The organism is Actinophytocola sediminis, assembly GCF_054779715.1.
The window spans coordinates 16,427-35,699 of sequence record NZ_BAAGXS010000038.1 but is presented as its reverse complement, the minus strand read 5'-3'; the positions used below and the strand labels follow the sequence as shown (position 1 = coordinate 35,699).

The 19,273-nt window shown below is 71.4% G+C and carries 16 protein-coding genes; 6 read left to right on the top strand and 10 right to left on the bottom strand.

From position 1 onward, the window contains the following. Positions 1–5 precede the first annotated feature (5 nt). Positions 6–3,494, top strand: a complete 3,489-nt coding sequence (locus ACYVIP_RS23660; protein ID WP_460399908.1) for a BTAD domain-containing putative transcriptional regulator — start codon at positions 6–8, stop codon at positions 3,492–3,494. 25 nt (positions 3,495–3,519) lie between these two features. Further along, positions 3,520–5,763 carry an ATP-binding protein gene (locus ACYVIP_RS23655; RefSeq protein ID WP_460399906.1) on the top strand — a complete coding sequence of 748 codons (2,244 nt, stop codon included), beginning with the start codon at positions 3,520–3,522 and terminating at the stop codon, positions 5,761–5,763. Here ACYVIP_RS23655 and ACYVIP_RS23650 read toward each other — a convergent pair. Continuing rightward, on the bottom strand, positions 5,736–6,269 hold the full coding sequence (locus tag ACYVIP_RS23650) for a hypothetical protein (protein WP_460399904.1): 534 nt from the start codon (positions 6,267–6,269) through the stop codon (positions 5,736–5,738). The two genes, ACYVIP_RS23655 and ACYVIP_RS23650, sit on opposite strands and share 28 nt — an antisense overlap. Before the next feature lie 55 nt (positions 6,270–6,324). Beyond that, entirely contained in the window at positions 6,325–8,550 is a 2,226-nt protein-coding gene (locus ACYVIP_RS23645; protein ID WP_460399902.1) for an NB-ARC domain-containing protein, read from the bottom strand. Positions 8,551–8,654: 104 nt separating this feature from the next. On the opposite strand from ACYVIP_RS23645, the gene ACYVIP_RS23640 reads away from it, so the two are divergent. Continuing rightward, the gene (locus ACYVIP_RS23640) at positions 8,655–9,287 is read left to right on the top strand and encodes a response regulator transcription factor (RefSeq protein ID WP_460399900.1); all 633 of its coding nucleotides are present in this window, start codon (positions 8,655–8,657) and stop codon (positions 9,285–9,287) included. Here the strand turns inward: ACYVIP_RS23640 and ACYVIP_RS23635 are convergent. Next, on the bottom strand, positions 9,227–9,778 hold the full coding sequence (locus ACYVIP_RS23635) for an ESX secretion-associated protein EspG (RefSeq protein WP_460399898.1): 552 nt from the start codon (positions 9,776–9,778) through the stop codon (positions 9,227–9,229). The two genes, ACYVIP_RS23640 and ACYVIP_RS23635, sit on opposite strands and share 61 nt — an antisense overlap. 182 nt (positions 9,779–9,960) lie before the next feature. On the opposite strand from ACYVIP_RS23635, the gene ACYVIP_RS23630 reads away from it, so the two are divergent. Then, a complete protein-coding gene (locus ACYVIP_RS23630; protein WP_460399896.1) occupies positions 9,961–10,614 on the top strand; it encodes a helix-turn-helix transcriptional regulator in 654 nt (217 codons plus the stop codon). Positions 10,615–10,705: 91 nt separating this feature from the next. Then, positions 10,706–11,092 carry a cold-shock protein gene (locus ACYVIP_RS23625; RefSeq protein WP_460399894.1) on the top strand — a complete coding sequence of 129 codons (387 nt, stop codon included), beginning with the start codon at positions 10,706–10,708 and terminating at the stop codon, positions 11,090–11,092. Between the two features lie 9 nt (positions 11,093–11,101). Here the strand turns inward: ACYVIP_RS23625 and ACYVIP_RS23620 are convergent, their stop codons facing one another. From ACYVIP_RS23620 to ACYVIP_RS23610, 3 genes are read right to left on the bottom strand one after another with little or no spacing between them, the layout of a single operon-like run. Further along, positions 11,102–11,407 (bottom strand): transcriptional regulator, encoded by a 306-nt coding sequence (locus ACYVIP_RS23620; protein ID WP_460399892.1) that lies wholly within the window; start codon positions 11,405–11,407, stop codon positions 11,102–11,104. Beyond that, positions 11,404–11,967 (bottom strand): hypothetical protein, encoded by a 564-nt coding sequence (locus ACYVIP_RS23615; protein WP_460399890.1) that lies wholly within the window; start codon positions 11,965–11,967, stop codon positions 11,404–11,406. Before ACYVIP_RS23615 ends, ACYVIP_RS23620 begins: the two co-directional genes overlap by 4 nt. Beyond that, positions 11,964–12,866 carry a hypothetical protein gene (locus tag ACYVIP_RS23610; protein ID WP_460399888.1) on the bottom strand — a complete coding sequence of 301 codons (903 nt, stop codon included), beginning with the start codon at positions 12,864–12,866 and terminating at the stop codon, positions 11,964–11,966. The genes ACYVIP_RS23615 and ACYVIP_RS23610 overlap by 4 nt, the downstream gene beginning before the upstream one ends. A 154-nt stretch (positions 12,867–13,020) precedes the next feature. On the opposite strand from ACYVIP_RS23610, the gene ACYVIP_RS23605 reads away from it, so the two are divergent. Continuing rightward, complete coding sequence (locus ACYVIP_RS23605; protein WP_460399886.1) at positions 13,021–14,562, top strand: glycerophosphodiester phosphodiesterase family protein; 1,542 nt, start codon at positions 13,021–13,023, stop codon at positions 14,560–14,562. Positions 14,563–14,603: 41 nt separating this feature from the next. On the opposite strand, the gene ACYVIP_RS23600 is transcribed toward ACYVIP_RS23605, so the two are convergent. From ACYVIP_RS23600 to ACYVIP_RS23585, 4 genes are read right to left on the bottom strand one after another with little or no spacing between them, the layout of a single operon-like run. Next, positions 14,604–15,473 (bottom strand): carbohydrate ABC transporter permease, encoded by an 870-nt coding sequence (locus tag ACYVIP_RS23600; protein ID WP_460399884.1) that lies wholly within the window; start codon positions 15,471–15,473, stop codon positions 14,604–14,606. Further along, entirely contained in the window at positions 15,470–16,438 is a 969-nt protein-coding gene (locus tag ACYVIP_RS23595) for an ABC transporter permease (protein ID WP_460399882.1), read from the bottom strand. Before ACYVIP_RS23595 ends, ACYVIP_RS23600 begins: the two co-directional genes overlap by 4 nt. Before the next feature lie 12 nt (positions 16,439–16,450). Continuing rightward, positions 16,451–18,052 (bottom strand): FAD-dependent oxidoreductase, encoded by a 1,602-nt coding sequence (locus ACYVIP_RS23590; RefSeq protein WP_460399880.1) that lies wholly within the window; start codon positions 18,050–18,052, stop codon positions 16,451–16,453. Beyond that, positions 18,052–19,131, bottom strand: coding sequence for a LacI family DNA-binding transcriptional regulator (locus ACYVIP_RS23585; RefSeq protein WP_460399878.1), 1,080 nt, complete (start codon positions 19,129–19,131; stop codon positions 18,052–18,054). The genes ACYVIP_RS23590 and ACYVIP_RS23585 overlap by 1 nt, the downstream gene beginning before the upstream one ends. Positions 19,132–19,273 lie beyond the last annotated feature (142 nt).

Here is a 19,273-nt window from a genome sequence, read left to right as displayed (position 1 = left end):
ACGCCGTGCCGGATGACGCCCTTCTGGTCGAGCTCCTCGGCCCGGTCCGGGCCTGGCTGGGCACCACGGAGCTCCGGCTGGGGCCGACCCGCCAGCGCGCCCTGTTCGCGGTGCTCGCGGTGCGGCACAACCACGTGGTGGCCAGGACCGAGCTGATCCGGGCGGTGTGGGGCGACCAGGCGCCGCACACCGCGGAAGGCAGCGTCTACACCTACCTGTCCGGCCTGCGCCGGGTGCTCGAGCCGGGCCGCTCCAGCCGCGCCGCGAGCGCGCTGCTGCCATCGGAGTCCGCCGGCTACCGGCTCAGGCTGGCGCCGGAGTCCCTCGACGCGGTGGTGTTCGAGCGGTTGTCCGGCCAGGCGCGCGCGGCACTGGCCGGCGGAGATCCCCTGGCCGCCGCCGAGCTCGCCGACCAGGGGCTGGCCAGGTGGCACGGGGAACCGCTGACCGGGTTGCCCGGCCCGTTCGCCGCCACCCACCGGCAGCGGCTCACCGACCTGCGGCTCGCGATGCTGGCGACGCGGGCCGAGGCGGGGCTGGCCACCGGCCGGCACGCGGAGCTGGTCGCCGAGCTGACCACGCTGGTCGCGCGGAACCCGCTGCACGAAGGGCTGCGCGGCCTGCTGATGATCGCGCTGTACCGCTGTGGCCGGCAGGCCGACGCCCTCGACCAGTTCCGCGAGGCGCGGCTCGCGCTCGACCAGGAGGTCGGCGGCCGGCCGGACGCGCGACTGGCCGAGATCCACCAGCAGATCCTGGCCAACGACCCGGCGCTCGCCCAGCCGGAGCCGCCATCGGAATCGGGTCGGCCGACCGGCCGGCAACGGGCGCTGCGCCCGCGCCGGCGCGCGAGCGCGTTCGTCGGCCGGGACACGGAAGCGGCCAGGCTGCGGGCCGCGTTGACCGCGCTCGGCGACGGCCGGGGCGGTCTGGTCTGGGTCGACGGCGAGCCGGGTATCGGCAAGTCGGAGCTGCTCACCACCGGACTCGCCGGCCTGGACACCGCGGACGTCCAGGTCGCCTGGGCGACGGGTGACGAGCAGGCACGACGCTTTCCGTTGCGCGTCCTCCACCAGAGCCTCGGTGTGCGGGCGGACGCCACCGACCCCCGGCGGTCGCGGCTGGCCGAGCTCGCCGGCGGCACGTCGACCCGCGACGATCTGCTTGGCACCGGCGGCAACCCGCTCGCGGTCGCCGACGCGACGGCGGCGTTGGTGCGGGACCTGTGCGCGGACGGGCCGCTCGTGCTGGTCGTGGACGACATGCAGTGGGTGGACGAGACCAGCATGCACGTGTGGGACCTGCTCGCCAGGCAGACCGACCGGCTGCCGCTGCTGCTGGTCGCCGCCTGCCGGCCGCTGCCGACCACACCGGCGCTGGATCTCATGCGGGACACCGTGGTCCGCGCGGGCGGCACGCTGCTGGCGCTGTCCCCACTGTCCGAACCGGACGTCGACCGGTTGCTGCGGGAGCTGATCAACGCGATCCCCGGACCCGGCCTGGCGGGACTGGCCGCGCAGGCGGCCGGAAACCCGCTCTACATCGAGGAGTTGGTGGAGTCGCTGGTCCGGGACCGGGCGGTGCGGGTGGCCGCCGGGCGCGCCGACGCCGGCCGGGGCGCGGCGATCTCGCTCGGCTCCGCACTGGCCCACCGGCTGGGGTTCCTCTCGCCGGACGCGATCGACGTGCTGCGGCGCGCCTCGCTGCTCGGCACGGAGTTCCGGATCGACGAACTGTCCACTGTGCTCGTCCGGCCGCCGGCGGACGTGCTCGCCGCGGTCGACGAGGCGACCACGGCGGGGGTGCTGGTCGCCAACGGCGATCGGATGGCGTTCCGCCATCAGCTGATCAGACAGGCGCTCTACGAGGGCATGGCGCCCGCGCTGCGCACCGCGTTGCACCGGCAGGCGGCCGAGCGGCTCGATCGCGCGGCCGCGTCGGTCGAGATCATCGCCGGCCACCTGGCCAACCACCTCGCCGCCGCGTCGACCACAGTGGACTCCTGGACGATCGGCTGGGTGCACGACCACGGCGAGCAGGTCGCCGCAAGGGCCCCGGACATCGGCCGCGAGCTGCTGCGCCGGGCGGTGCCGGCCGGCGACCCGGCCGACCCCAGGCGCACCCCGCTGACCGCCAGCCTGGCCAGGGTCCGCTACTGGCTCGGCGAGTCGCCGGAGGAGGAGGTCCGCGCGGTACTGGCCGCCACCACGGATCCGGACCTCACCGGTGAGATGCACTGGATCCTGGCCTGTGTCCACTACCGGCGCGGCCTGGACAGCCAGGCGGTCGAGCTGCTGCGCGCCGCGGTGGACACCTCGGGCGTGTCGGACATCTGGCGGGCGCGCTGTCTCGCGTTGTTGGCCGCCCGCGAACGCGCGCTTGGCGATCCCGCGGTCGCCGAGGCGACCGCGTGGCGGGCGATCGACGAGGCCGACCGCGTCGGCGACGCCTTCGCCAAGGCCTACGCGCTGGAGAACCTGTGGCTGTTCCGGTCCATCAGCCGCGACCACGGCGAGGCCCTCCAGCTCGTCGACCGCGCGCTGTCCACAGTGGACCAGGCGCCCGCGGGTGTCGGCGCGACCCTGGTCCATCTGCGACTGAGTCTGTTGGACAACAGGGTCTTCAGCCTGCAGAACCTGGACCGGCTGGCCGAAGCCGACGAGACCCTCCGCGCGGCCGACGAGGTCATGCGGCACCGGCAGCTGCCGACCGACCAGTGGGTGTCCCCCGCCATCAACCACTACTGGGCCGGCCGGTGGGACGAGGCCATCGCGCGGCTGTCGGTCGCCGCGCGGACGCGGGAGCTCGACCTGGCGTTCCACGGGCTGCGGGAAAGCGGCCCGATGATGCTGCTGCTCTACGGCGTCTCCGCACTGATCGCGGTGTGCCGGGGCGACCAGGCGCTGGCGGGCGCGCACCTCGCGGCCGCGGACGACCTGCCGATGTTCACCACCGCCGACCGGGAGAGCTGTGACTTCCTGCTCGCGGCCGAGGCGCTGGTGGCCGAACAGGACGGTCGGCCGGAGGTCGCGCTCATCGCGTTGCGCCCCATCATCGACGAGCGGTACTCACCGATGATGTTGCGCCATCAGTGGTTGCCCGACGTCGTGCGGATCGCCATGGCCGTCGGCGACACCGAGACCGCGCGTCGCGCGCTGGGCATGTGTGCCGCCGAAGCGGAACGGGAGACGGTGCCCGCACGGGCCGCCGCCGCGTTCACCCGCTGCCGAGGGCTGCTGAACGAGGTGCCGGCGGACCTGCTCGCGGCGGCCGGCCACTACGAGCGGGTCGCCAGACCGGTCGAACTGGCCAAGACGCTGGAGGACGCGGCGGTGGTGCTGGCGCGGACCGGTCAGCACGCGGCGGCCCGCGAGGCGTACGCGACGGCGGTCGGGCACTATCGCGAACTCGGTGCCAGCTGGCTGATCCGCCGCGCCGACGCCCGGCTCACCGCGGCCGGGGTCACCGCACCGTCGACGCACCGGGCGGGCTGACGCGGCGCCCCGGTTTAATGGTCGAGTGGATCACGAAGGCTCGGTGTCGGCGTTCGGTGGGCAACTGCTGCGACACCGGCGTGCCGCGGGCCTGACCCAGGAAGGGCTGGCCGAGGCGTCCGGAGTCAGCGTGCGTGCCCTGCGGGATCTGGAGCGGGGCCGGGCGCACGCGGCCCAGCGGCGCACCGCGGAGATCATCGCCGACGCCCTCCGGCTCACCGGCCAGGACCGGCGGGAGTTCCTGGACGCCGCCCGGCAGGGACGTCGCCGGGTCTCGCGCTCGCCGGCATTGACGGCGCTGTCGGAGCTGTCGATCGACGTGCCGGTCCTGATCGGGCGAGACCAGGAACTGGCCCAGCTGCGGGAGATCGCCGTGGCGGGCGCGACGGTCGTGATCGTCGGTCATCCCGGTGTCGGCAAGACGGCGTTGGCCGTGTTCGCGGCGAACCGGATGCGCCAGGAGTTCCCGGACGGCTGCTTCGCGGTCAACCTGCGCGGGATGGACAACCAGCCGATGGCCAGCCGGGCGGTGCTGCACCGGTTGCTCAGGGAGCTCGGCGTGCCGGGACGCGACATCCCGCCGACCGACGCCGAACAGGCCAACCTGTACCGGACGGTCATGGCCGGCAAGCGGGTGTTGGTGTTGCTGGACAACGCCTCGGACGAGGCTCAGGTCCGCCCGTTGCTGCCGGGCGCCCCGGGATGTCTGACCCTGGTCACCTGCCGCCGCACCCTCGCCGGGCTGGCGGCCGCCCGCTGGCTGTGGCTGGAACCGTTCGCGGACAACGCCGCGATCGAGCTGCTGACCACGATCGTCGGGCCGGCACGGGTGTCGGCCGAGCTGGACGCGGCCACCGAGCTGGTCACGTTGTGCGGTCAGCTGCCGCTCGCCGTGCGGATCGCGGGCGACCGGCTGGCGGCCCAGCCTGGGTGGTCGCTGTCCCACCAGGTTGGCCAGATGCGCGACGAGCGTGGCCGGCTCAGTTCGCTCGCCTCGGGTGACGTGCAGGTGCGTTCGGTGTTCGAGTTGTCCTACCTGCGCCTGCCGGCGACCGCGCGGGAGGTGCTCCGGCGGTTGGCGGCTGTGCCGGGCGGCGACTTCGACAGCGAGCTCGCGGCCGTCGCCAGTGGAGTGTCCGAACAGGAGGCCCGCCACCACCTCGACGAGCTGGCCGATGCCAGTCTGCTCCAGGTCGCGCCGGCCGACGGCCGCTTCCACTTCCACGACCTGATCCGGCTGTTCGTGCACGAACGCTGGGAAGCGGAAGCGCCGCCGGCCGTGCGCGACCGCGTGCTCGACGGTGTTCTCGACCATCTACTCGGCACGGCCGCCGAGGCCGCCGCGATGTACTTCCCGGAACAGACCGGAACCGGCGCGTTCCCCTCGCTGGCCGACGCCGGCGAGTGGCTGGCCCAGGAGGAGTCGAACTGGCTGACCGCCCAGCGCGCCGCGGTCGACCGCGGGCTCCATCGACAGGTGCTGCGCCTGGCCGAGGCCATGCACTGGTACTCCGACACCCACTGGGCGGAGTTGTCCTGGGACGAGGTGTTCCGGCACGGCCTGCACTCGGCGCGCGCGCTCGGCGACCAGACGGCCGAGGCCACGATGCTGAACTTCCTTGGCTGGGCGGAAACCTGGTGCCTCGGCGATGGCGAGCGCGGGCTCGCCACCCACCGGCAGGCGTTGGCGATCGCCGTCGACGCCGGTGTCCGCCGCGAACAGGCCTGGGCCCACGGCTACATCGGCACCAGGCTGCAGAGCGCCGGACACCTGGAGGAAGCCCTGGAGCACGTGCTGGCGGCCTCCACACTGTCCGTGGAGTTCGAGTTCTGGACGATGCAGGTGACCGTGCGCAACCGGCTCGGACGGCTGCTGCTGGCCCTCGGCCGCCATGACGAGGCGCTGGCCGTGCAACAGGCGCTGGTGGCGGAGATGACTCAGCGCCAGGACCAGGACGACGAGGCCTCGACGCGGCGCCACGTCATGGCGGTGATCAAGACGTTCCTGAGTGACTGCCTGCGCGCGGTGGAACAGTGGCGGCCGGCCGCCGAGATCGCGGGCGAAGCCCGCAGGGTACTCGTCGAGGTCGGTGCGAAGGGCTATGCGGCAAGCGCATACCTGAGTGAGGGAACCGCCAGGCTGGCGCTCGGCGAGCACGACCGGGCCCGCGACTGTCTACAACGGGCACTCGCGCTCTTCGACGAACTGGGCATGCGGGACAACCATGCCGCGGCGCTCGCTCAACTGGCCCGGCTGCCCGTCAGGTAGTCGACCAGCGCGCCGACGCCCGCCAGGCTGGTCCGGCCCGCCGACCCCGGCAGCTCCCGTTGCCCTCGGTCGAACTGGCGCAACAGCTCCCCCTGCAGCGCCGGGGGCAGGTGCCCGCCGCCGGCGCTCACCGACCGCACGGACCGCACCAGCCGCGAGCCGTCGAGTCCCCGCCTCGGCAACACCGCCGCGACCCCACACTCGACCGCGGCCAGCAGGTTCATGCCGCGGAAACCGTCGGTCACCACCACACACCTCGGCCTGTCCGCTGTGGACTCGTGCCAGGCCGCCCGGATCCAGGACAGCGCCACGTCGCCGACTGCCCGCTCGACGAGCACGATGACCGTGGCCAGCGCGCGGTCATCGCCACCGAGCACCCGCACCTGGGGCTCGTCGGCCAGTAGGCCGACCACGCTCAGCCGGTCGACCGGGTCCGACGAGTGCACCACCACCTCGACGACCTCGACCGGCGGCGGACACGTGGGGCGACGCTGCTCCAGGTTCATTCGCCAAGCATCCGCGCCGCGACTTCATACTTACTTCATTCGCCCGGCCGGCCGCTCAACCGGCGACCGACCCGAGTTCGGCGAGGACCCGTTCCCGGTCGGCCTGGTAGTGCGGCCCGACGAAGAAGCCGAGCGCGAACTCCAGGCAGTCCCGCGCCCGCGCGTGCCGGCCGGCCGAGCGCCACGCCACCCCTTCGAGCAACGCGGACCGGGCTTCCCGATAGGCGGCGCCGAGCAGCGCGAACGTCAGCCGTGCCTCGACATGGGACTCGGCGGCCGGTCGCCACTGTCCAAGACCGGCAAGACAGCCGCCGATCTCGTCCAGCACCATCGCGCGCAGCCAGCGCCGCACCGGGATCGGCTGGTCGCCACGACCGTCCAGTTCGGCCAACACACCGCGGAACACACTCAGTGCCGCCGCGAGGTCACAGGTCGCCCGCAGCGCGATCCCCCGCACGTTGCGCATCGACAGCCGCAGCGCGGAGAACCCGAGCTCCGCCGCCAGTTCGTCGGCCTGGCGGCCGTGCGCGAGCCCCTGCTCGACCTTGCCCAGCCGCATCAGCGCGAGGCTCAGGGCGCCGTGCGCCACCGCCAGTTCCCGCCGATCGCCGACCCGCCGCGCGATCGCCAGCGCCTCGCTGTGCCGCGCCCGCGCGGCCTCGACGTCGCCGAGACACATGTAGTGCGCCCACCCGAGTTGGTTGAGCAGGGTGGCTTCGTCGACGGCGTCGCCCAACGCGCGGGCCGCCGCGAGGCCAAGCCGATAGATCTCGTCCCACGGTTGTTCGGGGATCCGGTTGTCGGACAACCAGTGCATCGCGTGCGCCAGGTCCACGACCTCCCGGTGCCAGCCCAGCGCCGCGGCCACCCGCTGGGCGGCCGTCCAGTTGGGCTTCTCGCGCACCAGCCAGTCCTCGGCCGCCGACCGGGACGGGAACAGGCCCTGCTCATCGGCCGGCGCGTCGGTCAGGAACAGCCGGGCCGCGGCGGTGGCCCGCTCGAGCAGGTGCGTGAGCACGGCGTCGCGGCACTGCCGGCCGGTCTCCGGTGTCTCCTCGGCGGCCAGGCGTTCGCCGGCGAAGATGCGAAGGAGATCGTTGAACTGGAACCGCCCCGACACCGGTGTTGGCGCCAGCAGGCTCGCGTCCGCCAACTCCTCCAGGTGAACCGCGACCCCCGAGAGCGGGTCCCCGATGGCGACCGCGGCCAGCTCCGCACCGAACTCGGTACCGGGGATCACCGTCAACCGCCGGAACACGATCCTGGCCGCCGGGGACAACCTGCGGTAGGAAACCTCGAACGACGGCCGTAACGCCAGGTCTCCTGCGGACAGTGACGCCAACCGCGCGCGCTCGTCGCGCAGTTGCTCGGCCATGTACGCGAGCCGCCAGTGCGGCCGGGTCGCCAGCCGGTTGCCCACGATCCGCACCGCCAACGGCAGCTGCCCGCACAGCTCGATCAGTTCCGCGGCCGCCGCGGGCTCGGCGGCCACCCGGTCCGCGCCGACGATCCCCACCAGCAGTCCCCGCGCGTCCGGCTCACCCAACGGCTCCAACCACACCCGGTGCACCGCGTCGAGGCCGGCCAGCGCCTGCCTGCAGGTGATCAACGTCAGGCCGGCCGGGCCGGTCGCGAGCAACGGCCGGACCTGCGCCTCGTCGGTCGCGTCGTCCAGCAGCACCAGCATCCGTTTCGGCGCCACCAGCGCCTTGAGCAGGTTCGCCTGCTCGTCCTTGGCCGCCGGGATCCGCCCGGCGGGCACACCCAACGCACGCAGCAGCCGGTCCACCGCGACCCCGGCCGCCACCGGCTCCCCGTCCGCCCCGCGCAGCTCGACCGCGAGCGCGCCGTCCGGAAACCGCTCCGCCGACGCGTGCGCCGCGGACACCGCCAACGCGGTCTTGCCGACTCCCGGCGGCCCGACGACGACAACGGTCCCCTCGGCCTCCGACCGCAACCACGCCAACTCCCCCGCCCGCCCCCGCATGTCGACCACCGCGGCCGGCAACGCACACAACGCCGCCGGGTCCGCTGGCGACGATCGGCGCCGCCCCTGTTTCGCCACCGCCAGGAACAGGTCCCGCTCGCCGCCGGCGAGGCCGAGCGCGTCGGCAAGCACCTCGGCCGACCGGTGTTGGGCGGACTGCGCCCGACCGTGCTCCAACTCCCGCAACGCCCGCACACTCATCCCCGACGCCCGTGCCAGCGCCCCCTGCGACAGTCCGGCCGACCGCCGGTACCGCAACAACAGACTCCCGAACGACGACAACCGCACCACCACCTGACCTCGTGCCACACGATACGTAACCGGCAGTTTCTCGCTCACCGAAGCCTGCCGCTGGCAAAGCGTTGCCGTGTCTCGGTCCGGTGCGGTTCGCTGATCACATGTCGCCGACAACCTGCTGGCCAGACGCGCATCCCGCCACCCAGTACCAGACTCGCCGGGATGCCGTCCCGGTCTCGGTGTCGGTGTCGACAACGGACTTCCTCGCCCACGCCGGCCTGCTCGCCCAGCTGCGCACGGCACCGGACATCGACCTGGTGGACGACCCCGCCGACGCCGAGGTCGTCGTCACGACCGCCGGGGCCTGGTCGCCGGATCAGCCGCCAGCGTCGGCTCGGGTCGTGCTCGTCACCGACGACCCACGACACCCGTCGGTGGTGGCGGCCATCGAGCACGGCCGCGTCGCGCGGGTGTTGTCCCGCGGCGAGGCGACGACCTCGGGACTACTGGTGGCCATCATGGCCGCGCACGATGACCTCGCTGGTCCTGGTGTCCGATTCGGACAGCACGAGCAGCCCACCGCCCCTGGCGACCCGGCCGCGAACCGGCTGTCGCGACGGGAGGTCACGATCCTGCGGATGTTGGCCGACGGCCTGGACACCGCGGCGATCGCGCCGCATCTTGGCTACTCGGAACGCACCGTGAAGAACATCCTGCACAACCTGCTCGTCCGTCAGGGCCTGCGCAACCGCGCGCACGCCGTCGCGTACGGACTGCGCAACGGCCTGATCTGACCGAGCCTCCTGTCCACAATGGACAAAAGACCCGTGGCGCACGACCGCGACTCCTGGCCGAGAACCAGGTACGAGCCGCTGGCCGGGCGGTCGGTTGGCAACAGACCGACGATCGCGGTCCCCAGCTCGGCCGGCTCGATCCCGGTCAGCCACAGCTCTCCGCCGGCCAGCGTGGCGAGCACGCCCGCGCGGCCGTCGGTCGCCACGAGCGCCCGCACCGGATAACCGATGTCCCCCGCGAAATCCACCGCCACCAGGAACCCGCTGAGCAGACCGAGCATCGTCGTCAGGCCGTCATCGACCCGGCGATCGCGATCCACCAGCCCGCGGTCGAACAGCTCCCGGTAGATCTCCTCGGCCAGCAGGGCCCGCTCGCGGGCGTCCCGCCCGGTGCGCGGCACGGTGAGGCTGGCCGGCATCCGGCCAAGACACAGGTCCGCCCAGAGGACATCGAACTCGTAGGTGGACACCACATAGTCTGGGAGCCGCATCCCTCGATGCAAACACGGCCACCCGCCAGAAACCTATGCGACTTGACCTATCGGCCACCCAATGCTGCCCCGCCACCCCGAACAACGGCGACCACCGGGTGCGACCGGCAGAAGTAGGCGGTACAAGAAGCTTCCCCCCGCTCAGGCTGGTGTTCGCCGCCGGAGCGCGGTTCCCTGGAGACATGACCGCCACTGTCACCGCCATCGCGCCGAGGAACCGCGTCGCCGACCCGCGACGGTACCGCCCCAGCCGGGTGGCCGTGCTGGCCGTCGACCCGCTCACCCATGCCGGCCTGCGCAGCGAACTCCAGGACAAGCCCGGCATCGAGCTCGTCGAGGACCTGACCGAGACCGATGTGGTCGTCGCGGTCGGCGAGTCCGTCCTGCGGGACCTGACACCGGTGCCGAACCGGCGGCTGGTGCTGATCGCGAGCGAGCCCCGGCTGGCCGACCTGTGGAACGCGGTCGAACGCGGCCTCGCGGTGCTGGTGCCGCGCACGGAGGCGACGACCCCGCGGCTGCTGGCGGCCATCGCGGACGCCCGTCGCGGCCGGGGCGACATCCCGCCCGAGTACCTCGGCAGCCTGCTCCAGGGGTTGTCCCGGCTGCAACGCGACGTCCTCGCCCCTCGGCAGCTCACCTTCACCGGCCTGTCCTGCCGCGAGGCCGACGTGCTCCGGCACATCGCCGACGGACTGGACACCGGCCAGATCGCCAAAACGCTGTCCTATTCCGAACGCACGGTGAAGAACACCCTGCAGGGATTGCTGACCCGCCTCGGGCTGCGCAACCGGACACACGCCATCGCCTATGCCATTCGCCTCGGGCTGATCTGAGCCGAACAACCAGGACCTGACAGGATGGCGAAGGCCCTAGTGCGCCTGGGAGAGGTGGTTGGTGAAATTGGCGTCGATATTGACCGGCAAAGTGATCCGATTCGACGAGGTCCGCGGTTACGGTTTCGTCGCCCCGGACACCGGGAGCGATGATGTCTTCCTGCATGTGAACGACCTGAGTTTCGACAAACGGCTGCTCGTGCCCGGCACCAGGGTGCAGTTCGTCGCCGAGGAGGGTGAGCGCGGGTTGAAGGCCTCCCGGGTCCAGATGCTCGACCAGCCGGCCGCGCACCCGCGAGTCCCCGACGAGCAGGGCGGGGACGACGAGATGTGCGACATCCTGTCGAACGCGGAGCTGACCGCCGAGCTGACCGAGGTACTGCTCACGTCGGTGCCCACGCTCACCGCCGAGCAGGTGCTGAAAGTCCGGCAGTGTGTGTTGGTGCTCGCCCACGAGCACGGGTGGGCGGAGGGCTGACCTCCCCGCTCACCCGTCGTGCCGGGCCACCAGCGCGCGCAACGCGCTGATCTCCGCGGCCAGCGCGGCGCGGCCGGTCTGGGTGATGCTGACCCAGGTCCGGGGGCGCTTGCCGTCGTAGCCCTTCTCCATGTCCAGCAGGCCGGCGTCGACCAGGACCGTGAGGTGCCGGGAGAGGTTGCCACCGGTCAGCTCCAGCGCGTCCTTGAGGTAGCCGAACTCGACCCGCTTCGACTCGGCCGCCACGGTGAGGATGCCCAGCCGATGCCGCTGGTGCACGACGTCGTCGATGCCGTTGGTCGGGTGGTCACTCATCGGCGGTTCCCGATCACCGCGAGCGCCCCGCCGACGAGCAGCACCACGCCGGGTGCCAGCACACTGAAGAACGCCACCTGCTGCGAATCCCATCCGTCGACGCCGTAGATCGCGGTGATGTCCCACTGGTGGATCGGGTGGTTCGCCGGAACACTGACCAGCAGGAACACCAACGATATCGCGAGCAGCAGCGCGCTGCGCTCCCGCCACGCCAGCACCACCAGCGCGACGCCGATCGCCACGAACGCCGCGTAACCGCCGATCAGGTAGACCCCGATCGCGCCGAACGCGACCGTCGCGAGGAACGTGCCAACGTACCAGCCAACCAGTTCCGGGTACCGGATGAAGGAGCCCGACATCGGGAAGAACTGCGGGAACGGCCCCTGGTCGACGAGGATCCCCCGTGCCAGCTCCTCCCGCGACCAGTGCCGGGACACGTACACCAAGGGCGACAACAGGATCAGCACGCCGAACAGGATCAACGGAAAGGCGTAGGCCCGCCGGTCGGCGCGGGTACGCGCGCGCAACGTGGCCAGTTCGCCAAGCAGGTCGGCGCTCATCGGGTTGCCTTCTTCCACTGTGCGAGCGCGCCGCCCACGAGCAGGATCACCGCGGGCAGCAGGAGTTGTTGCAGCGCATAGGTTCGCGTGTCGGCGGCCAACCAGCCGACGGCCTGGTAGGCGCCCGACAGGTCGGCGTTGATCAGCGGGGTGTTGATCTGCGCCGTCACGGGCACGATGGCCAGCGCGAACAGCACACTGACCACGCCCAGCCGAACGCTGCGCTCCAGCGCGGCCAGCACCAACAGCCCGCCCGCGATGACGAGCAGGGCCGAGAAGCCCTTGTTGGTGTAGACCGCGATCGACGAGAACGTCACCGAGGCGCACAGGGCGGCGGCGAACACCCGCAGCGGGCCGCGTAGCAGCCACAACGCGAGCGCGGTCAGCGCCAGCGACCCGAACATCAGCGACAGGTTGACCTGCCACGCCCCGAACAGCGACAGCGCGTACCGCGTGAACGTGAACGTGCCGAGGAAGAACCCGACGAACCCGCTGATCACAGCCGCCACCAGGCCGCGGGTGTCGGTCTCGACACCGACCCGGTGCCCGCGCAGGCGGTACCACCAGATCGTGGCGGCGAACCCGCCGACCAGCACGAGCAGCCAGTACCAGGCGACAAGCGTCGGGTACGCCGGATCGGGGCCCGCGGTGGTGCGGAAGATCTGGACGAGAGGGTTGTCGCCGGCCACCTTCGGGTCGTACATGTCGGCCGTGTCGCCCAGGTCGACCGCCGGGAAGTACAGCACGGGCGCGACGAGGATCAGCGCGCCGAACAGCAGTAGTGGCATGGCGTGCGCCTGCCGGTCCACGCGCACGCGGGCCCGCAGGCTCCGCATGTCGGCGAGCAGCCCGGTCCCCTCGTCCCGACCCCCAGCCGGGACGAGTCGCGACTCGTTCATCTCAAACCCCCAGACTTGATTGCGATACACATAGATTTGCATTGCAAACATGAAGGTGTCAAGCGTTCACCGCGGGTTCGGCTGGGTGGCGCGGTCCCGTTCCCCCGACCTGGGACGATCCAGCCACCACGAACCCTGAGGAGAGAGCTGATCCATGAGAACCCGAACCCGCGGCCTCGGTGTGCTCCTGTGTGCGAGCGCGCTGGCCGGGCTGGTCGTCAGCACGCCAGCGGCCGCCACCCCGGACCGGCACCCCGGCTTCCTCGACAACGGGGTGACCGCCCACCGGGGCTTCGCCAGCGCCTTCCCGGAGAACACGATGCCGGCGTTCACCGAGTCGTTGCGACTGGGTGTCGACTGGATCGAGCTGGACATCTTCACCTCGGCCGACGGGAAGATCGTCGTGTCGCACGACGCCACCACGGGCCGGTTCGCCGACCGTGACCTGCGCATCGCCGACAGCACCTACGCCGAGCTGAGCACGCTGGACGTCGCCCACGGGTTCCGGCAGGCCAACGGGCTGACCGAGCGGGAGGTGCCCCGCGCCCGGATGCCGCTGCTGTCCGACGCGCTGAAGCTCATCCGCAAACAGGACCGCACCCGGCTGTCGATCCAGCCCAAGGACGGCTCGACGCCCGCCGCCGTCGCCATGGTCCAGGACCTGCGCGCCCAGCGGTGGGTGGGCTTCAACGACGGCAACCTCGCCAAGATGAGCCAGGTCAAGCAGCTCGACCCGGGCATCCACGTCTTCTGGGACCTGCCGGCCGCCGGTGACCTCGACGCCGAACTGGCCACCGCCCGTGACCGTGGCTTCGAGTCGCTCGTGGTGAACCAGGCGCGCGTCAGCCCGGAGGTGATCGCCACGATCGAGGCGGCCGGGTTCGAGTCGGGCGCGTGGACGGTCAACGACACCGAGGTGATGCGCCGCTTCATCGACTGGGGCATCGACCGTCTCTACACCGACAGCGCCGACCAGGCACTGCTGCTCTTCGGCGAGGACCGGCGCCGGGGGCTTGGCCGGGGCCTGCTCGGGCACTGGTCGTTCGACGACCGCAAGGGCGGCTTCGCCGACGACGACGGCTCACCCAACCCGCTGCGCGACGGCCGGCTGCGGGGCGCGGCGGAGTTCACCGCACGCGGCGGCCAGCTCAAGGGCGCGGTCGCGCTGGGCGGCGACGGCGACCACGTCGACGTCCCCTTCCAGGTGTTGCCCGACCAGGCACCCGCCTACACCGTGTCGTCCTGGTTCCGCGCCGACCGCGTCGGCCAGGGCCGGCAGACCATCCTGGAGACCACGGGCTCGTGGGCCATCTCGGTCGAGCTGACCGATGTGGACGGACACCTGAAGTACTCCGTGGAGACCGACGGCACGTCGGTGATCGCGGAGTCCGACCGCACCCCGGCGGCCAGGAAATGGCACCACGTGGCCGTCACCTTCGACGCGGCCACCGGGGTCTCCCGGCTGCTGCTCGACGGCGCGGAGGTGCGCTCGTTCGTCGACGCCAAGGAGACCGCCAGCGGCGCGCTCGCCGACACCACCGGGCTGCGCCTTGGCACCTATCGCGACGCCGACGGCCGGTTCCTCACCGGCCGCCTGGACGACGTCGCCGTCTGGAACCGGGTACTGAGCCGGTCGGAGTTGGCGACCCTGTGGGACGGCGGGGACGGCACCGCCGTGCCCGGCCGGGAGCACTGAGGCGGCCCGCTGGTGGTGCGCGGACCGCGCACCACCAGCGGTCAGCCCTTGACCGCGCCGATCATGATGCCCTTCGCGAAGTGCTTCTGCAGGAACGGGTACACCAGCAGGATCGGCAGGATGCTGACCACCAGCATGGCCATCTGTAGTGACTGCTGGGGCGGCACCTGGCTCGCGTCGCCGGTGCCGATCGTGGCGTTGTCGACCACGTAGGTGCGCAGCACGAGCGACAGCGGATACTTGGTGTTGTCGGTGATGTAGAGCAGCGCGGAGAAGAAGTTGTTCCAGTACGCCACGGCGTAGAACAGCCCGATCACCGCCACCACCGCCTTGGACAAGGGCAGCACGATCCGGAAGAGCACGGTGAACTCGCTCGCGCCGTCGATCTTGGCCGCGTCCAACAGTTCCTGGGGCAGCTCGAGGAAGAACGCCCGCATGACGATCACGTTGAAGCCGTTGACCAACGCCGACAGGATCAGCGCCCAGTAACTGTCCAGCAGCCCCAACTGTTTGACCGTCAGGTACATGGGAATGATGCCCGGCGAGAACAGCACGGAGAACAGCACGACCATCAGGATCGGCCGGCTGCCGTAGCTGCCAGGCCGGGACAGCCCGTAGGCCAGCAACACGGTGCACGCCAGGGACAACGCCGCGCCGACGAGGGTGACGCCGACGGAGACCAGCAGCGCCCTGGTGACCACCCCGCCCTCGAAGATCGCGGTGTAGGCGTGGAAACTGGGCCGCTCCGGCCACAGCACGTACCCGCCGGCCTCGGCGATCTGCCGCTCGTCGGCCAGGCTGGTCGAGACCACCGCGAGGAACGGCAACACCACCACCAGACAGCACACCGTCAGGATCAGGCCCTTGGCGGCCCGGGTCATCGGCCGGGCCGGGGTCAGCGCGGCGGTCATCGCTGGTACACCCCCCGCTCACCGAACAGGTGGGCCACCTTGTTCGCGGCCAACACCAGCGCCACGCCGACGATGCCCTTGACCAACCCGGCCGCGGCCGACGCGCCCCACGCGCCGGCGCCGACCGCGTTGTTGAACACGTAGGTGTCCAGCACCTCCGAGGCGTTGGGCCCGACCGCGTTCTGCTGCAACAGGATCTGCTCGAACCCGACGCTCAGCACGTCCCCGAGCCGGAGGATCAGCAACAGCGCGACCACCGACTTGATGCCGGGCAAGGTCACGTGCCACAGCTGACGCATCCGGGACGCGCCGTCGACCGCGGCCGCCTCGTAGAGCGCCGGGTCGATCCGGGACATCGCGGCCAGGAACAGGATCGTGCCCCAGCCGGTGTCCTTCCAGATCACCTGGGCGACCACGAGTTCCTTGAACAGCTCCGGGTTCCCGATGAGGTTGAAGCTGCCGAGGTCGTGCTCGGTGAGGAAGGAGTTGAGCAGGCCGGTGTTGCCGAGCATGTGCTGGAAGATCGCGACGATGATCACCCAGGACAGGAAGTGCGGCAGGTACAGAATGGACTGCACCGTGCGCTTCACCCGCTCGGAGACCAACGAGTTGAGCAACAACGCCAACGCGATCGGGATGGGGAACACGAACAACAACTGCAGCAGCGAGATGATCAGCGTGTTGGTCAGCGCGTTGACGAAGGCCGGGTCACCGTTGACGATGATCTGGAAGTTGTCCAGCCCCACCCACGGCGCCTCGGTGATGCCGACGTAGGGCTGGTAGTCCTTGAACGCGATGACGTTGCCCAGCAGCGGCGCGTAGTGGAACACCAGCAGCCACAACAGTCCCGGCAACGCGCACGCGAGCAACAACCAGTCCCCGCGCAGCCGCCGCCCACGGCTGACCCGGCGGGCGGGCCGCCGGGGGGCGCGCTCGGCCGAGGGCGATCTGCTCAGCACGGCCATCTCGTCTCCCGGTCAGTTGTACTTCATCTGGGTGCGGACCTCGACCGGCCAGCTGAGCTCGACCCCGAGCTTGGTCAACGTGTTCTGGTAGGCGTCGAGCCGGGCGGGGTCCGCACGCACCTGACGCGGCACGGCCGCGGTGTCCAGGCAGTGCGCGGCCAGCGCGCCGGCGGCCTCGCCGATGTTCCACTCCACCGGGTGCAGCCGGTAGCAGCCGTTGGAGATGTGGGTGGTGCCGATGTTCTTGTTGGCGGGCAACAGGTTCTCCATCCGGACCGGCAGCAGCGCGCCGAGCGGGACCTGGAACGGCCAGCTCGCAACGTCGACGTACTGCCGAGGCCCGGCCGGGCCGCCGGTGGAGGGGTGCAGGTCGATGCGGTAGCTGCCGATGCCGACGCTGTCCCGGAACTCCTCGGCGCCGAGCTGCGAGCCGCGGGCCTCCACCCCGACATGCAGTTCGGACACGGTGAACTCGGCCCGGATGCGGCGCGACTCCCGGATATAGGGGTACTTCGCGAGCCCGTCGGCGGTGTCGGTGACGTCGGGGCGCAGCCGCAGTCCGGGGTGGCCGGTGCCGCCGAGGTGGTTGGGCGCCTCGGTCTGCATCCAGTACAGGAACGACAGGCTGAGCTGGCGGGCGCCATCGAGGTGCCGGTCACGCTCGGCGTCGTCGACGCCGAGCAGGGGCCCGAGCCAGTAGTCGATCTGCTGCCAGTTCACCAGCGTGATGTCGCCGCCGGTGTACTCGTCGGTGAAGAACGGCCGGTGCAGGATCCGGCGGAACCGCCACAGGTCGAAGTCCTGGTCGGGCTCGAACACCCGCTTCGAGTACGGCTGGAGCGTCTCCGGGGCGACCTGCCGCCAGCTCAGCAGCGGCGCGGGCCAGAAGTCCGGCGCGTAGGAGCGCCAGAAGTCGTAGGTCGCCGGGCGGTCGATGGTGTGGTCCTCCCCCGGCCGGTGGTCCAGGGCGAAGCAGAAGGTGAACGACTGCTGGTCGCCCGGCTGGGCCGGGCCGTCGACCGCGTGCGGCTCCCCGGTGTCCGCACGGCTCTCCGACCCGATGACGTGCTCGACCCCGGCCAGCTCGAGCAGCTCGCCCATCTCGGTGGCGTCCAGCACGTACCGCGCGGACACGGTCACCTCGTGGCCGCCGCCGGTGTCGAGCAGCCGCACCGCGTGGACCCGGTCACCGTCCACTTCGGCGGCCACCGGCCGGTGTCGCAACAGGACACGGAGCTGCCCGCTGGAGCGGTAGGGGGCGAGCAGCTCGTCGATCGCGGCGACGGCGACCCTCGGCTCGTGACACAGGCGGCTGACGTGTCCCTTGCCGGGGTTGAGGTTCGGGGTCGCCGAGGCCTGCTCGGTCAGCGGGTACGCGCGGCGGTAGTACGCGCGGATGGTGTCGCGCAGCTTCCGGTAGGTCGCCGTGCAGCCGAACTGCTCGATCCAGGGGTGCTCGTCGGGGGGCACCGCCTGGGTGGTCAGCTGCCCGCCGAGCCAGTCGGTCTCCTCGGTGAGGACGACGTCGCGGCCAAGCCGCACCGCGGCCAGCGCGGCGGCCACGCCGCCGAGACCGCCGCCGACGACCAGGATGTCGCAGTTCTGCTCGTGCATCAGGCTCCTTGTTGGCTGGTCAGGGTGGCGCCGGCGTGGAAGCCGCAGTCGATGACGACCCGGCGGGGGGTGCGGTCGGTGGGGTTGTCCAGCACGTCGGCCAGCAGCTGCACCGCGGCGGCGCCCATCTCCCGGCCCGGCGTGGTGATGGTGGTGATGTCCCACCGGGCGGCGCCGGTGGCCAGGTCGACGTACTCGTACTCACTGAGCGCGGCCACCGACAGGTCCGCCGGCACCGACAGGCCCAGCGTCGCGGCCGCGGCGCACACGTCGCCCGCCCGCTCGCGGTCGTCGGTGACCAGGCAGGTGTAGCCCTGCTCGATCAGCCCGGGCACGACCGCGGCGATGGACTCCGCGCGCGGCGGCACGAACACCTCCGTGGTCTCGACCCGGTCGCCCAGTAGTTCCCGCGCGGCCGCGAAACCCGCGTCGCGGTCGAGGATCGACTCGTGGTTGGACCCACCGCGCAGCCGGGCGATCCGCCGGTGTCCCAGCCCGCTGATCCGCTCGACGAGCTGGCGGGTGGCAGTGCTGTAGTCGGCCGCGGCGTAGGAGACCTCGGCGCCTGGCAGGTCCCGGCGGCCGATGAACACCGCCGGATAGCCGTCCCGGACCAGGGCCGCCAGCTCGTCGCGGTCCTCTGACTGTCCGATGAGGACCGAGCCGTCGGCGACCTGCAGCGAGTTGGTGCCGTTCTTGTAGATCGACCGGCGCCGGTCGTCGGTGTGCGACCCGGTGAACAGCAGCAGATGGCAGTCCAGCGCCTCCACCGCCTCCTCGACGCCGACCAGGAACGGGTGGTAGTAGCTCATCGCCTGCATCGGGAACAGCGCCTCGTAGGTGAACACGCCGACGATCCCGTTGCGACCGCCTGCCAGACTCCTCGCGGCCACGTTCGGCACGTAGCCGAGCTGGCGGATCGCGTCCTCGACCCGGGCGGCCGTGCGGTCGCTGACCCGGACCCCGTTCGCGCCGCCGCGCCCGTTGACGACCGAGGAGACGACGGCGGGCGACACGCTCGCCAGCCGCGCGACATCGGCCTGGGTCGGCCGCTTCTTCGGCCGTTCGGACGCCTTCACCGTGGTTACCCCAATTGATATAGCGCATTATCTGTTGACGACTGGAGAGTAGCCAGACCGGTGTCGATAGGTCAACAACAGGTCGCCAGCCAGCTGGTTTACCTGGTATTGACAGTGGATTTACCTCGATCTAGAGTCCAGC